Origin of the sequence: Donghicola eburneus (genome assembly GCF_900115865.1) — a bacterium.
GTDB classification, from domain to species: domain Bacteria; phylum Pseudomonadota; class Alphaproteobacteria; order Rhodobacterales; family Rhodobacteraceae; genus Donghicola; species Donghicola eburneus.
In genome coordinates, this window is sequence record NZ_FOXY01000002.1 from 15,911 (window position 1) to 29,856 (window position 13,946).

Here is a 13,946-nt window from a genome sequence, read left to right on the forward strand (position 1 = left end):
TTTTCGTTCCTCCAAGCTGCAGAGGTCCTGATGCCGTACGAATGGGTCAAAGAACTTCCCGACACCCCGACAGAGTCCGAGGGGCCGCTGGCCGAACTCCATCTCTGGCCCTACCGCTCTTTGCCCCGCAAAGGGTTCGTGACCTTCTTTGCGATTACTTCTGCGTTCATCGCCCTGCCGCTGATCGCAATGATCGGATCGCCGGTGATGTGGGGGCTGCTGCCTTTTATCGTGATCGCCATGGGCCTGATGTGGTACCTGCTTCAACGCAGCTACCGCGACGGAGATGTGATCGAGACGATGACCCTCTGGCCGGAACGGGTCGACCTGTTGCACCGCGACAAGACCGGAAAAACCAGCCAGTGGACCTGCAACATCTACTGGGCCAAAGTCAGCCTCCATCCGCGCGGCGGCCCGGTACCGAACTATGTTACCCTCAAGGGCAACAGCAGAGAGGTTGAGATCGGAGCGTTTCTGAGCGAAGACGAGCGCAAAGAGCTCTACTCGGAGCTTCTCCTCGCCCTTCCGCGCGCGGCGCGCAAACAATAGAAAGCCCGTCTATGGCCCAGGTTCCTGCCACACCGAAAATGCGCCGCTTCAGCCTGCTGACCGCGGCGCGCCTGTTTGGGCCTGACCTATTGCTCAAGAACTCCGATCTTCAGGCCTCTGAGCGCGCGGCTTTGACCCTGCGCAGCCTGAAGTCTCCACGTGCCCCCGAAAATCCGACATCGATCTTCCTGATCCCGCTGGTTGGCCCGCACCACGTGGGCGACTGGCAGGCGGTGTGCCTGCGCCTGACCGCCACCCTGCGCAGCTTCATCGCACAGACAGATCCGAACTGGCGTGTTTTGATTTGCGGCCAGACCAGCCCTGACTTACCCGATGATGCTCGCATCACCTTTGTCCCCTTCACCGAAGAAATCGAAGGCAATGACAAATGGGCCAAGCTGAGGCAGCTCTGCGAAACCCTTCCGACACTTGGGATCGCCCAAGGCTACGCCATGACCTTTGATGCAGATGATCTCGCGCATCCCGCATTGGTCGAAGAAATGCACACCCGACGCGCAGCAGGCGGTTATCTGATGAGCCAAGGCTACGTGTTTGACGTGGGCAACAATCGCATCGCCCTCGCCGCCCCTGCCAGCGCAGCGCAGCCCCTGCGCAAACCGTTCTGGAAACTCTGCGGCAGCTGCGCAGCGCTTGCCTTTGACTTCAGCTCAGACCCGAACGCCGAAACAGCGCGTATCCGAGAGTCGACGCAGCACGAACACCGCATGTTCCCCTATCTGGCAAAACTCGCAGGCCGCCCCCTGTCTCCATTGAGCGGGCCAAAGGCGCTCTACATGCTCAACCACGGCGAAAACTTCGGTGCACGCCGCGGCCGCGTGAGCTTCAAGCAACGCTTTGCCGAACGCTTCGAGGTCACCGACCCTGAAACGCTGGCACGAATCCGTCAGGACTTCGCGCTCGACTGATCTCTTTCTTGGAAAAAATACCCCCGCGCCGGAGGCGATGAGGGATTTGCCACGCAAATCCCTCAAAATGATCAGGCCGACAGACGGGCCTTCACCTGAGGACCAGCCAGACCAAAGTCCATCTGCCCCATGTATTTCTCTTTGAGCAGGCCCATAACCTTGCCCATGTCGCGGATCGAGGACGCGTCGCTCTCGGCGATGGCCGCATCGATCGCCGCCTTGGTTTCGTCTTCATCCAGCTGGCGGGGCAAAAACTCTTCGATGATCTCGATTTCTGCCTCTTCGGACTGAGCCAGATCGAGCCGGCCCCCTTCTTCGTAGGTCTTAGCGCTTTCCTGACGTTGCTTGACCATCTTGGCCAGAATCGCCTGAATTTCGCTTTCCGAGATCACGGCTTCTTCGCCGTCGACACGCAGCGCGATCTCGCGATCCTTAATGGCCGCATTGATCAGGCGCAGCGTCGACAGCCGTGTGGCGTCTTTTGCTTTCATGGCGTCCTTGAGTGCGGCGCCAATCTTTTTACGCAGTTCCATTAAATCATTCCCATCCCAGGGGCTTGCACAAGTGCGCTCATATAAGAGTTCACCCAACATATGTCTACCTTCGCTGTTAGCGCTCTGCATAGGCGCTATTTTGACCCATTCTGCTTGACCGCTGACGCGTGCGGGCCTATGTGTCGCCCGATTTGTCCCCAAGGAGAGAGCCGATGCCCAGCAGCGCCCACGCCCCTGCCCGCCCGACCGCCTGTCTGGCCCTTGCAGACGGGACCATTTTCTATGGCAAAGGCTTCGGTGCAACCGGAGTGACCGAAGCCGAACTGTGCTTCAACACTGCCATGACCGGTTACCAGGAAATCATGACCGACCCGTCCTATGCGGGCCAGATCGTGACCTTTACCTTCCCCCATATCGGGAACACCGGTGCGACCCCCGAAGACGACGAAACCGGTGATCCGGTGGCCGCAGGGATGGTTGTGAAATGGGACCCCACCGAACCCAGCAACTGGCGTTCGGTTGAAACATTGGGTGAATGGCTGACCAAGCGCGGCCGCATCGCGATCGGTGGCATCGACACCCGCCGCCTGACCCGCGCGATCCGCCAGCAAGGCGCCCCGCACGTTGCTCTGGCCCACGATCCCGAAGGCAACTTTGACATCGAAGCTCTGGTCGCCAAAGCCCGCGCCTTCAAAGGTCTGGTCGGGCTCGATCTGGCCAAAGACGTGACCTGCGCGCAATCTTACCGCTGGGACGAGATGCGTTGGGCATGGCCCGAAGGCTACGCCAAGCAAGAGGCCCCCAAGCACAAGGTCGTCGCGATCGACTTTGGCGCCAAACGCAACATCCTGCGCTGCCTCGCGTCCGCTGGGTGTGACGTGACCGTCCTGCCCGCGTCCGCCACTGGCGAAGAGATTTTGGCTCACAGCCCCGATGGCGTTTTCCTGTCGAACGGCCCTGGCGATCCGGCTGCGACCGGCGAATACGCTGTGCCCGCGATCAAGAAGGTCCTTGAAGCTGATCTGCCCGTCTTTGGCATCTGCCTTGGACACCAGATGCTGGCTCTGGCGCTGGGTGCCAAGACCGTCAAGATGAACCACGGGCACCACGGTGCGAACCACCCGGTTAAAGAGAACAAGACCGGCAAGGTCGAGATCACCTCGATGAACCACGGCTTCACTGTTGACACACAGACCCTGCCCGCAGGTGTTGTGGAAAGCCACGTGTCGCTGTTCGACGGGTCGAACTGCGGTATCGAGGTCGAAGGCAAGCCCGTGTTCAGCGTACAGCACCACCCCGAGGCAAGCCCCGGCCCGCAGGACAGCTTCTACCTCTTCGAGCGTTTCGCCGAAGCGATGGATGCGCGCAAAGCGGCTGCAAATTAAGATCGGCTTAACCGCCTATTAAGACCTACCATGGATGCTCTTCTCACCCAGTGAGGAGAGCATTTTCATGTTCAGCCAAGGAGCGCCGCAGAAGGTACGCCCTCGGACAGCCGCAGCGCATGCTGCCGCTGGGTATTTTCAGTTGCCCGAAGATCTAGCGCTGACGTGCGATCCTAAAGGCCACCCGCATCTGACGCCAAATGACTGGGTAAGGTTGCGGGCCGTCCCCTTGGCCGATGGAACCGTTGCAGTCGAAAGCGCATCTGCAGTCGCGACGGTATCGACCCAACTGGGCGCAGGCACAAATTATTGCATAGCCACGCAATCTCAGATCGAAGCCGCCCATCATCAGTTTTTCGGAATGGCCCTCGCGCGGCGCGCCGAGACTCGCGTCGCCAAAGATCTGAGCTGCCGCGGCTTTGACGGGTTCTACGCCCGCAATCGCCTACAAATGCCCTTGGTCACTGTAACGGGCCTCGGCTTTGTGCTTGCCACGCCGTCGACCGCCGCGCTGGTCCTGACAGCGTGGTGCATCTTTACCCTGATTTGTGTGACCGTGCTAAAGCTCTTTTGCTTGGGCGCTGCCTTGGTGGGCCGGCGATCCCACCAAGACCCGCCCGCGCTTGAAAACGCCAGCTTGCCGGTGATTTCGATCATGGTCCCGCTGCACAAAGAATCGCGGATCGCGCAGCGACTGGTCCGGCGAATGCGCCGTCTCGATTATCCCCACGACAAACTCGACGTCCTGTTTGTCGTCGAGGAGCATGACGCCAAGACCCGCAATGCTCTAGACGAGGCCGCGCCCCTTCCTGAGGGGTTCCGCGTGATTGTCGTGCCGGACGGACACCCGAAAACCAAGCCGCGCGCCCTGAATTACGCCCTAGATTTCTGCCGAGGCGAGATTGTTGGCGTCTACGATGCCGAAGATGCGCCCGAGGCAGACCAACTGCGCAAAGTCGCCGCCGCCTTTGCAGCCGCCCCGCCAGAGGTCGTGTGCCTGCAAGGGCGTCTCGACTACTACAACCCGCGCGACAACTGGCTATCGCGCTGCTTTACGACCGAATATGCGGCGTGGTTCCGCCTGATCTTGCCCGGTCTTTCGGCGCTGGGACTTGCGGTTCCTCTGGGGGGCACCACCCTGTTCGTCCGCCGTCACGCGCTCGAAGAGCTTGGCGCCTGGGACGCGCACAATGTCACCGAGGACGCAGATCTGGGGATTCGCTTGTCGCGACGTGGATGGCGCACCGAGCTTATCCCGACAACGACGATGGAAGAGGCGAACTGCCGGACTTGGCCGTGGATCAAGCAGCGCTCGCGCTGGATCAAGGGCTACATGGTCACCTATCTGGTACACATGCGTAGCCCATGGCGCCTGTGGCGAGAGCTTGGGGCGCGGCAGTTTCTAGGATTCCAAATCTTCTTCTTGGCCTCAATCAGCCAGTTTTTATTGGCCCCGCTGCTTTGGTCGTTCTGGCTGCTGCCCTTCGGCTTTACCCATCCAATGCTTGGGGCTCTGGACCACACCGCCACATGGACGTTGATCTATACCTTCATGGCCTGTGAGGTGATCAATCTGTCCGCTTCCCTGATCGCAGTTGCCGCGCCGCACCTACGGCACTTGTTGCCGTGGGCGATCTTTATGCCGCTGTACTTTCCACTCGCCACACCAGCCGCGTTCAAAGCAGCCTACGAGCTGGCCCTGCGTCCGTTTTACTGGGACAAGACCGATCACGGACATTCGGACGAAGAAAATTAACCTTTCTCCGCTGCAGCTGCGTCGGATTTCAGACGCGTCACAAAAGCCTTGGAGATGTGCGCCTTGAGCGCGGCATAGGCTGCCTCCCCGTCACGCGCGGCAATCGCGTCAACGATCTGATCATGCTCTTTGATCGCGGTCTCAGAGCGCCCCTCGGCCGCCAAAGATGTCGTCGCCATCAAGGCCATAGTCCGGTAAACCAAATCGAGCTGCTGAAACAGATATCGATTGTGCGAGGCCAGATGCACCTGACGATGGAACCGGCGGTTCGCACGCGCCAATGCCGCAGGGTTTCCGATCAGCGCGCGGTCGGCTTCGTTCATGTCGCGCAGCACGTTGATCTCTTCTTCGGTCGCATGGCGGGCCGCGAGGCGGGCGGCCAAAGCCTCTAGCTCGGAGCGGACGACGTACAATTCGGCCAGCTGGTTATGATCCAAGGACGCCACAATCATCGACCGCCCGTCCCGAGTCAGCAGGGACTGGGTTTCCAGACGCTGCAAGGCTTCTCGGATCGGGGTGCGGGACACGCCGAACCGTTCGGCCAGCTCGCTTTCGACAAGACGGTCGCCCGGCCGGTAAATCCCGGTATCGATTGCATCCAGAATCAGCGTGTAGGCATCCTTGTTCTGGTTCTTGTCGTCTGCCACCTGCAGTCCCCCTTACAACTCAATGCGCCAGATTATGCTGGCGCGCGCCCGTGGATCAACCCACTGTGTTTCCTAGGTTATGGGCAAAGCGCCGCATTTGGGCTAGGGGAAAGCCATGCCACGTCAGGATTTCAACCATATCGATACCTGGGTGTTTGACCTCGACAACACTCTGTATCCGCCGCACTTCCGTCTTTTCGACCAGATCGAAAAGAAAATGATCGATTACGTCATGGGCACGCTCGGTGTCTCGCACGCCGAGGCGGACCGCCTGCGCAAGACTTATTGGGCGCTCCATGGCACCACCCTCGCGGGTTTGATGGCCGAGTACAGCATCGAGCCGGACCCGTTCTTGGACCACGTGCACGACATCGACTTTACCGTGCTAGAGCCCGACGCGGCCCTAGCGGGCCACATCCGCGACCTGCCGGGGCGCAAAATAGTCTATACGAACGGCTCTGCGCCCTATGCCGAGCAGGTTTTGCAGGCGCGCGGATTGGAGGGCCTTTTCGATGCGGTCTACGGGATCGAACACGCGAACTACCGCCCCAAGCCCGAAGCCGCTGCGTTTGACGCGGTGTTTACCAAGGACAACCTGTCGCCCACGACTGCTGCAATGTTCGAGGATGACCCGCGCAATCTGGCCGTTCCCCATGCCATCGGGATGCGCACCGTCCATGTCGCACCAGAGCCGCACGCAGCCGATCACATCCACCACCACACCGTTGATCTGACTGACTTTTTGTCGCGGCTCAAATAGTCGCACTGCGTCAAAGAGGGCAATTTCACTGGTGTTTTGGAAAACATACCTAGGGGGCAAATTATTTATCCGAAGGACTCCTTAACATGGCTGACATCACCAGCACCCCCTCCCAGCCCGGCGTTCCGATGCGCATTATTCTGTCGATTCCCGTGATCGGCTGGATCGCCAAGGACCTGCTCCACGGCGACAAAGACAATATCTGGTATCTGCTCGTCGCGGTCCTGAGCCTATGGGCCGCCGCTGTGATGACGTGGGGCATCCCCGCGCTTTACCTGCCTGCGGTCGCATTTGTTCCCGTGATGTGGGTGATCCTGCTGCTCATCACACGCGGCTAAACTGTCGCTTGGACCTTCGGGCAGAAACGCCCTATGTCATGGGACAAGGAGAGATCCCATGACGACATTCCAAAGCTACGACATCATTGTATCCGGAGGCGGCGTTGCTGGCCTGAGCGCAGCTGCGGCCTTCGGATCTGCGGGGTTCACCGTTCTTTGCGTGGACCCCCAGCCCCCCATCACAGATCGCAACGCCGAAGGGTCCGACCTGCGCACAACGGCGATTCTACAGCCGGGGCGGCTCTTGCTCGAAGAAGCGGGCCTGTGGGACCGTCTGGACGCCGAGGCGATGCCGCTGGACGTCATGCGCATCATCGACGCGGGCGGCGAAGTGGCCGAGCCCCGCGTGACCAAGGATTTCGTCGCCTCCGAGATTTCGGATCAACCCTTTGGCTGGAATCTGCCCAACTGGCTTTTGCGCCGCGAAATGGTCGCGCATCTAGAGGGGATGGAGACTGTCACTTTCCGCCCCGGCGTGGGCACTGCGGGCGTTCTGACCCGCACTGATCATGCGCGCGTCAGGCTGAGTGACGGCACCGTGGCACAATGCCGGATGCTGGTCGCCGCAGATGGCCGCAATTCGCCCGTGCGCAAGGCGTTGAACATCCCTGTTAAAACCCGCCGCTATGGTCAAAAGGCGCTGGCTTTTGCGGTCACGCACCCCCTGCCCCACGAAAATGTCTCGACCGAGATTCACCGCTCGGGCGGACCGTTTACCTTGGTGCCGCTGCCCGACTACGAGGGGCGTCCCAGTTCCGCAATCGTTTGGATGGAAGACGGGCCAGAGGCGATGCGTCTAATCAACCTGCCCGAAGCAGACTTCGAAGCAGCCATGAACGAACGGTCCTGCCAGATCCTTGGCCCGCTGACGCTGGCCTCGCGCCGGACCGTCTGGCCAATCATCAGCCAGTGGGCCGACCAGATGTACGGCGCACGGACCGCGCTGGTGGCAGAGGCCGCGCACGTCGTGCCCCCTATCGGCGCACAAGGTCTGAATATGTCACTGGCCGATCAGCGGTGCCTGCTGGATTTGGCCAAGGCCGACCCCGCTAACATCGGATCGCCCGAGATGCTGCAACGCTACCACCGTCGCCGCCACCCAGAGGTGCTGGCCCGTGTCACCGGCATTGATCTGTTGAACCGCACGTCGCAACTGTCGGCCCAGCCCCTGCGCGATTTGCGCGCGGCGGGACTGAACGCGCTCTATTCTCTGGCACCCGTGCGGAAGACGCTGATGCAATTGGGGCTCGGCATGCGCTAAGCCCACGTCGCGGCGCGTTTACAGCGCCGCGTCCAGCGCCCGTGTCAGACGCTCAATCGTCGCGGGCACGTCATAGAGTTTATCCAACCCGAACAAGCCCAAACGGAAGGTCGAGAACCCCTGCGGTTCGTCACATTGCAGCGGAACGCCCGCCGCGATCTGGGTGCCATTCGCTGCAAAGGCACGACCCGACTGCACCTCGGGATCATCCGTGTAGCTGACCACGACGCCCGGCGCGCCAAACCCGTCGGCCGCGACGGACTTGATCCCGCGCTTCGCCAAGAGTTCACGAACCCCATTCCCCAGCGCCCATTGCGCCTCGCGCAAACGCTCGAAGCCATAGGCGCGCGTTTCAGCCATGGTATCGCGGAAGGCCAGCAAAGAATCCGTCGGCATCGTAGCGTGATAGGCATGGCCACCATTCTCATAGGCCTGCATGATCTGGAACCATTTTTTCAGGTCCACGGCAAAGCTGTCCGACGTCGTCTCTTCCAGCTTTGCAATCGCGCGCTCCCCTAGCATCACCAGACCCGCCGAAGGGGTCGACGACCAGCCCTTCTGCGGAGCAGAGATCAGCACATCCACTCCGGTCGCCTTCATGTCGACCCAGATGCAGCCACTGGCGATGCAGTCCAGCACCATCAGCGCATCGACCTCGTGGGCAGCTTCAGCCAGCGCCTTGATATAGCTGTCCGGCAGGATCACCCCCGCCGAGGTTTCCACGTGCGGGGCAAAGACCACATCGGGCTTCTCTTCGCGGATTCTTGCGACCACCTCTTCAATCGGCGCAGGGGCAAAAGGCGCAGTCGTTTCATTGCCTTGCTGGCGTGCCTTCATCACGATCGTCTCGGTCGCCAGATCGCCCGCATCCACAATTTGGCTCCAGCGGAAAGAGAACCAGCCATTGCGCACCACCAGAACCTTGGAGCCCTTGGCAAACTGGCGCGCAACCGCCTCCATTCCGTAGGTGCCGCCCCCGGGCACAATGGCAACGCCGTCCGCCTTGTACACTTCTTTGAGCATCGAGGAGATGTCGTTCATCACGCCTTGAAATTGCGCGGACATATGGTTCAGCGACCGGTCCGTGAAGACCACCGAAAACTCGTCCAGACCATTTGGATCAACACTATCAAGCAACGCCACGGCTCTCTCCTTCTCGAAAACTTCTGACCAGATCAGTAACGGCCCGTTAGGGGTGTGGCGAGGAATACTTTTGCATGCAGTGGCGTGCAAATTCGGGGCCTGCGCGGGTGGTGACCAGGAGCCATGGGTATTTTTAGCAAAAAGAAGCCTGCCCTTTCTGCTTTGTCTTAAATACTCACTGTCGGAGCCTATCCGCCAAGCGGCCCGGGCAGACGCTCTTCGCTGAGCAGGACGTTGGCCTCGACGTCGCCGACACCCGGAAGTGCCATGATGCGCCGACGCAGCACCCGTTCAAAGTCACTGATATCCCGCGCCACAATGCGTAGGCGATAGTCATAGACCCCGAGAATGTGCTCGACCGTCTGCACCTCTGGCACTGCCGTCACCGCACGCTCGAAATCCTCAAGGCTGACGCGTCCTTTGGTGGCCAGCTTGACGCCAAGAAAGACGGTCACGCCGAAGCCCAGTGCCTCGTGATCCAATACCAGACGGCGGTGGGATAATGCGCCCTCGGACCACAGGCGTTTAACTCGGCGCCAAGCTGCGGGTTGGGACAGGCCAAAGCGGCGTCCTATAGCGCCTGCGCTTAGGGTCGCGTCTTGGGACAGGGCGTGCAGGATCTTCAGGTCGAGATCATCAAGGTCAATCATATCGGCAAGGTCCCTTGGCTCTGGATACGGGCGACGTGCATCAGGGCTTCGATGTCCACGATATGTGGCAGGGTCAGGATGCGGTCGCGGTAGAGCTGCTGGTAATGGGGCATGTCGCGGGCGATCAGGGACAAGCGCAGGTCCACGCGGCCAAGGAAGCTCTGGATTTCCAGCACCTCTGGCACCTCGCGGGCGGCAGCGCTGAAATCCTCGAACGCGCGCGGGACGGTTTTGTCCAGCACGACACGCAAGGACACCTCGACCTCGTAGCCCAAGGCACGCCAGTCGATCACCGCCTCTACGCCTTTGATGACTCCGGTGCTGCGCAGTTTTTCAAGCCTGCGCCAGCATGCCCCCGCACTTACCCCTGCTCTTTCCGCCAGCTCTGCCGTGGAAATGGACGGGTCCGCCTGAAAAAGGCGCAGAATGCGTCTATCGGTGTCGTCGAGCATGATCTTCTCTATATTCCGAACTAATGCGAATAGATTTTTCACTTAATCGCAAAAATCACGCGAGATTAAAAGCGCATCCACAAAACATTCATGCGATAAGGTCGCCAACGAACACCCAAGCGAGGAGAATTCCGATGCGCGTATACTACGACCGCGATTGCGACGTTAACCTGATCAAAGAAAAGAAAGTGGCGATTCTGGGCTACGGCTCTCAGGGCCACGCACACGCGCTGAATCTGCGCGACTCGGGCGCCAAGAACGTTGCCATCGCTCTGCGCGAAGGCTCGCCCTCGGCCAAGAAGTGTGAAGCCGAAGGCCTGCAGGTCATGGGTATCGCCGAAGCCGCAGCATGGTGCGATGTCATCATGTTCACCATGCCCGACGAACTTCAGGCAGAGACCTACAAAAAGTACGTCAAAGACAACATCAAGCCCGGTGCAGCGATCGCATTCGCCCACGGCCTGAACGTTCACTTCGGCCTGATCGAAGCGCCCGAAGGCGTTGACGTCATCATGATGGCACCCAAGGGCCCCGGCCACACCGTACGCGGCGAATACACCAAAGGCGGCGGCGTGCCCTGCCTGGTCGCAGTTCACAACGACGCAACCGGCAAAGCGCTGGAAATCGGTCTGTCGTACTGCTCGGCAATCGGTGGCGGCCGTTCGGGCATCATCGAAACCAACTTCCGCGAAGAGTGCGAAACCGACCTGTTCGGCGAGCAGGCAGTTCTGTGCGGCGGCCTGGTTGAGCTGATCCGTTGCGGCTTCGAAACCCTGGTTGAAGCTGGCTACGCACCCGAAATGGCGTACTTCGAGTGTCTGCATGAAGTGAAGCTGATCGTGGACCTGATCTACGAAGGCGGCATCGCGAACATGGACTACTCGATCTCGAACACTGCAGAGTTCGGCCAGTACGTCACCGGCCCGCGCATCCTGCCCTACGAGCAGACCAAAGCGGCGATGAAAGAGGTTCTGACCGACATTCAGCAGGGCAAGTTCGTTCGCGACTTCATGCTGGAAAACGCTGTTGGCCAGCCCACCCTGAAAGCATCGCGCCGTGCAAACGACGAGCACCTGATCGAAGCAACCGGTGCCAAGCTGCGCGAAATGATGCCTTGGATCTCTGCCGGCAAGATGGTCGACAAGTCGAAGAACTAATCGCTTCGCGGGATTTTCCGCAGGCGGGGTGGCCGTTGACAAGATGGCCACCACCCCATCTAAAGGCTCCGATCCGTTGCGGTCGGAGCCTTTTTTATTGCAGGTCACAGAATGCCCGAAGTCACCCTGAAAAGCTGGATCATGGTCCTGACGCTGGGGTGTGTTTGGGGCGGCAGCTTCCTCTTGATCGAAATTGCGCTCCAAGGGATCAGCCCTTTTTGGCTTGCTGAAGCGCGACTCCTGTTTGCCGCAATACTGCTAACCGCTGTGTGGGGCGCGCTGGGTGGCAAGGTCACGCCCGTCAAGGATGGCAAGAACCGCTGGCCTTATCTGGTGGTGGTCGGTCTATTTAGTTCTGCCTTTCCCTTCTTCCTTCTCAGTTGGGGGCAGCAGCATGTCACCTCCGCCACGGCGGGCGTGTCTATGGCCGGCGTGCCGCTGCTCGTGATGCCTTTGGCGCATTTCTTTTCTGTCGGTGAACGCATCACTGTGATGAAGCTTGTAGGACTGCTGGTGGGATTTTGCGGCGTGCTCGTGCTACTTGGCGACGGACTGATGCAGAGCAGCGGCTCAGGTCTGGAAGGATGGGGGCGTGTGGCCTGTCTGTCTGCTGCAGCCTGCTATGCGATCAGTTCAGTGACCACCCGAAACTGCCCTCCGATTGATGCTTACGCCATGTCGGCCGTCGTGATGATCATTGCAGCGCTTGCTGGCCTGCCCGTCGCGTGGCTCAAAGAAGGCCCGCCGCCCCTGCCCGATCTTACAACGCTGGCAGTCCTGAGCGGACTTGGGCTGATCCAAACAGCAGGCGCAAATTTGCTGCGCATACTGGTCATCCGAAGCGCTGGCTCGACGTTCATGTCTTTGACCAACTACCAGGTGCCCTTCTGGTCGATGGTGTTTGGGGCGCTCATTCTAGGAGAAGCCTTGCCCGCCGGGCTATTCCTGGCGCTGGGTCTGATTCTGGCGGGTATGGGCCTGAGCCAGTGGAGCCATCTGCGCCGCCTATTCCGCAAAGCATAAACGGCGCGCAAAGGGGATTGGCGCGCCGTTTGAGTATTTTTAGCAAAAAGAAACCTTAGGTTCGGCTCGCAGCCTCGACCTCCGCCACGATCGAGTCGACGACTTTTTCCAGCAGGATCGGATCTTCGCATTCGGCCATGACGCGGATCAGCGGCTCTGTGCCGGACTTGCGGATCAGAAGGCGGCCTTGGCCTTTTAGATCAGCCTCGGCGCTTGCGATGGCCTGCTGGACGGCAAGGGTTTCGAGCGGTGTTTGTCCGGCCGTGTAGCGCACGTTTTTCAAAAGCTGCGGCACGGGGTCAAAGCTCTTGGCCAATTCGCTAGCGGGTTTACCCGTCAGCACCATCTCGGCAAGGAATTGCAGGCCCGCCAGAAGTCCGTCCCCGGTGGTCGCATAATCCGTCATCACGATGTGACCCGACTGTTCGCCGCCCAAGTTGTAACCGTTCTTGCGCATCTCTTCGACCACGTAGCGATCGCCAACTTTGGTACGCTTCAGATCGATGCCACGCCCGCCAAGGAAGCGCTCGAGCCCAAGGTTGGACATCACAGTCGCAACGAGCGCATTGCCTTTCAGGCGATCTTCTTCGGCCCAGCGCGCGGCGATGAGGGCCATCAACTGATCGCCGTCAGCAATCTGGCCTTTTTCGTCAATGATCATGATACGGTCAGCATCCCCATCAAGGCAGATGCCGATATCTGCGCCGTGCTCGATGACTGCTTTGGCCGCTGTTTCCGGATGCGTGGAGCCGCAATTCAAGTTGATGTTCTTGCCGTCAGGGCTGGTGCCGATGCGGATGACATCTGCGCCAAGCTCCCATAGCGCCTCGGGCGCCGCGCGATAGGCCGCGCCGTTGGCGCAGTCGATCACTACCTTCAGACCATCAAGACGCTTGCCATGCGGAAAGGTGGATTTCAGGCGTTCGATGTAGCGATAAATACCGTCGTCGATCCGCTTGGCGCGGCCGATGTTTTCAGCCTTGGCCGGTTGAATTTCACCCATGACCATAGCTTCGATTTCAGCCTCGGCCTCGTCTGACAGCTTGAAACCATCGGGGCCAAAGAACTTGATCCCATTGTCCTCGTGCGGGTTATGACTTGCGGAAATCATCACGCCCACATCGGCGCGCATAGAGGTGGTGAGCAGACCCACCGCAGGCGTCGGAACAGGGCCAAGCAAGAGAACGTTCATACCGGTCGACGTGAAACCCGCAGTCAGCGCATTCTCGAACATGTAGCCCGACAGTCGGGTGTCTTTGCCGATGACCACGCGGTGCGCTGTACTGGAGTCCCGCCGGAAATACCGCCCCGCCGCAGCGCCGATCTTGAGGGCCATCTCGGCAGTCATGGGATAGGTGTTCGCTTTGCCGCGCACACCGTCGGTTCCGAAAAACTTTCTCGACAT

At 60.0% G+C, this 13,946-nt stretch carries 15 protein-coding genes; 9 read left to right on the plus strand and 6 right to left on the minus strand.

From position 1 onward, the window contains the following. The first annotated feature begins 30 nt into the window (after positions 1-30). A complete protein-coding gene (locus BM225_RS02725) occupies positions 31-549 on the plus strand; it encodes a DUF2244 domain-containing protein (RefSeq protein WP_072706836.1) in 519 nt (172 codons plus the stop codon). A gap of 11 nt (positions 550-560) precedes the next feature. Next, the gene (locus tag BM225_RS02730) at positions 561-1,475 is read left to right on the plus strand and encodes a hypothetical protein (protein ID WP_072706837.1); all 915 of its coding nucleotides are present in this window, start codon (positions 561-563) and stop codon (positions 1,473-1,475) included. Positions 1,476-1,546: 71 nt separating this feature from the next. Here the strand turns inward: BM225_RS02730 and BM225_RS02735 are convergent, their stop codons facing one another. After that, the gene (locus BM225_RS02735) at positions 1,547-2,008 is read right to left on the minus strand and encodes a GatB/YqeY domain-containing protein (RefSeq protein WP_072706838.1); all 462 of its coding nucleotides are present in this window, start codon (positions 2,006-2,008) and stop codon (positions 1,547-1,549) included. 173 nt (positions 2,009-2,181) lie between these two features. On the opposite strand from BM225_RS02735, the gene carA reads away from it, so the two are divergent. Beyond that, entirely contained in the window at positions 2,182-3,354 is a 1,173-nt protein-coding gene (gene carA / locus BM225_RS02740; protein WP_072706839.1) for a glutamine-hydrolyzing carbamoyl-phosphate synthase small subunit, read from the plus strand. Positions 3,355-3,421: 67 nt separating this feature from the next. Continuing rightward, entirely contained in the window at positions 3,422-5,110 is a 1,689-nt protein-coding gene (locus BM225_RS02745) for a glycosyltransferase (RefSeq protein ID WP_072706840.1), read from the plus strand. Here the strand turns inward: BM225_RS02745 and BM225_RS02750 are convergent. Then, positions 5,107-5,757 carry a GntR family transcriptional regulator gene (locus BM225_RS02750; RefSeq protein ID WP_072706841.1) on the minus strand — a complete coding sequence of 217 codons (651 nt, stop codon included), beginning with the start codon at positions 5,755-5,757 and terminating at the stop codon, positions 5,107-5,109. The two genes, BM225_RS02745 and BM225_RS02750, sit on opposite strands and share 4 nt — an antisense overlap. Before the next feature lie 115 nt (positions 5,758-5,872). Between BM225_RS02750 and BM225_RS02755 the strand changes: the two genes are divergently transcribed. The 3 genes from BM225_RS02755 to BM225_RS02765 all read left to right on the plus strand — a co-directional run bounded on the left by BM225_RS02755 (position 5,873) and on the right by BM225_RS02765 (position 8,116). Continuing rightward, positions 5,873-6,517, plus strand: a complete 645-nt coding sequence (locus tag BM225_RS02755) for a pyrimidine 5'-nucleotidase (protein ID WP_072706842.1) — start codon at positions 5,873-5,875, stop codon at positions 6,515-6,517. Between the two features lie 86 nt (positions 6,518-6,603). Beyond that, positions 6,604-6,855 (plus strand): hypothetical protein, encoded by a 252-nt coding sequence (locus BM225_RS02760; protein WP_072706843.1) that lies wholly within the window; start codon positions 6,604-6,606, stop codon positions 6,853-6,855. Positions 6,856-6,913: 58 nt separating this feature from the next. Further along, entirely contained in the window at positions 6,914-8,116 is a 1,203-nt protein-coding gene (locus tag BM225_RS02765) for a UbiH/UbiF family hydroxylase (protein WP_072706844.1), read from the plus strand. A gap of 18 nt (positions 8,117-8,134) precedes the next feature. Here BM225_RS02765 and BM225_RS02770 read toward each other — a convergent pair whose 3' ends face one another. The 3 genes from BM225_RS02770 to BM225_RS02780 form a co-directional block, all read right to left on the minus strand. Further along, entirely contained in the window at positions 8,135-9,259 is a 1,125-nt protein-coding gene (locus BM225_RS02770; RefSeq protein ID WP_072706845.1) for an aminotransferase class V-fold PLP-dependent enzyme, read from the minus strand. Between the two features lie 188 nt (positions 9,260-9,447). Continuing rightward, the gene (locus tag BM225_RS02775) at positions 9,448-9,909 is read right to left on the minus strand and encodes an Lrp/AsnC family transcriptional regulator (protein ID WP_072706846.1); all 462 of its coding nucleotides are present in this window, start codon (positions 9,907-9,909) and stop codon (positions 9,448-9,450) included. Next, positions 9,906-10,361 (minus strand): Lrp/AsnC family transcriptional regulator, encoded by a 456-nt coding sequence (locus BM225_RS02780; RefSeq protein WP_072706847.1) that lies wholly within the window; start codon positions 10,359-10,361, stop codon positions 9,906-9,908. Before BM225_RS02780 ends, BM225_RS02775 begins: the two co-directional genes overlap by 4 nt. Positions 10,362-10,495: 134 nt before the next feature. Between BM225_RS02780 and ilvC the strand changes: the two genes are divergently transcribed. After that, positions 10,496-11,518: a ketol-acid reductoisomerase gene (gene ilvC / locus BM225_RS02785; protein WP_072706848.1), complete on the plus strand. Its 1,023-nt coding sequence runs from the start codon at positions 10,496-10,498 to the stop codon at positions 11,516-11,518. Positions 11,519-11,629: 111 nt separating this feature from the next. Continuing rightward, positions 11,630-12,541, plus strand: a complete 912-nt coding sequence (locus BM225_RS02790; protein WP_072706849.1) for a DMT family transporter — start codon at positions 11,630-11,632, stop codon at positions 12,539-12,541. Between the two features lie 55 nt (positions 12,542-12,596). On the opposite strand, the gene glmM is transcribed toward BM225_RS02790, so the two are convergent. Next, positions 12,597-13,946, minus strand: a complete 1,350-nt coding sequence (glmM, locus tag BM225_RS02795) for a phosphoglucosamine mutase (RefSeq protein ID WP_072706850.1) — start codon at positions 13,944-13,946, stop codon at positions 12,597-12,599.

Bases quoted from the DNA above. Each gene is read 5' to 3' on its own strand.
- BM225_RS02725 (WP_072706836.1), top strand. From the start codon at position 31: ATGCCGTACGAATGGGTCAAAGAACTTCCCGACACCCCGACAGAGTCC.
- BM225_RS02730 (WP_072706837.1), top strand. From the start codon at position 561: ATGGCCCAGGTTCCTGCCACACCGAAAATGCGCCGCTTCAGCCTGCTG.
- BM225_RS02735 (WP_072706838.1), bottom strand. From the start codon at position 2,008: ATGGAACTGCGTAAAAAGATTGGCGCCGCACTCAAGGACGCCATGAAA.
- carA (WP_072706839.1), top strand. From the start codon at position 2,182: ATGCCCAGCAGCGCCCACGCCCCTGCCCGCCCGACCGCCTGTCTGGCC.
- BM225_RS02745 (WP_072706840.1), top strand. From the start codon at position 3,422: ATGTTCAGCCAAGGAGCGCCGCAGAAGGTACGCCCTCGGACAGCCGCA.
- BM225_RS02755 (WP_072706842.1), top strand. From the start codon at position 5,873: ATGCCACGTCAGGATTTCAACCATATCGATACCTGGGTGTTTGACCTC.
- BM225_RS02760 (WP_072706843.1), top strand. From the start codon at position 6,604: ATGGCTGACATCACCAGCACCCCCTCCCAGCCCGGCGTTCCGATGCGC.
- BM225_RS02765 (WP_072706844.1), top strand. From the start codon at position 6,914: ATGACGACATTCCAAAGCTACGACATCATTGTATCCGGAGGCGGCGTT.
- BM225_RS02775 (WP_072706846.1), bottom strand. From the start codon at position 9,909: ATGATTGACCTTGATGATCTCGACCTGAAGATCCTGCACGCCCTGTCC.
- BM225_RS02780 (WP_072706847.1), bottom strand. From the start codon at position 10,361: ATGCTCGACGACACCGATAGACGCATTCTGCGCCTTTTTCAGGCGGAC.
- ilvC (WP_072706848.1), top strand. From the start codon at position 10,496: ATGCGCGTATACTACGACCGCGATTGCGACGTTAACCTGATCAAAGAA.
- BM225_RS02790 (WP_072706849.1), top strand. From the start codon at position 11,630: ATGCCCGAAGTCACCCTGAAAAGCTGGATCATGGTCCTGACGCTGGGG.
- glmM (WP_072706850.1), bottom strand. From the start codon at position 13,946: ATGTCGAGAAAGTTTTTCGGAACCGACGGTGTGCGCGGCAAAGCGAAC.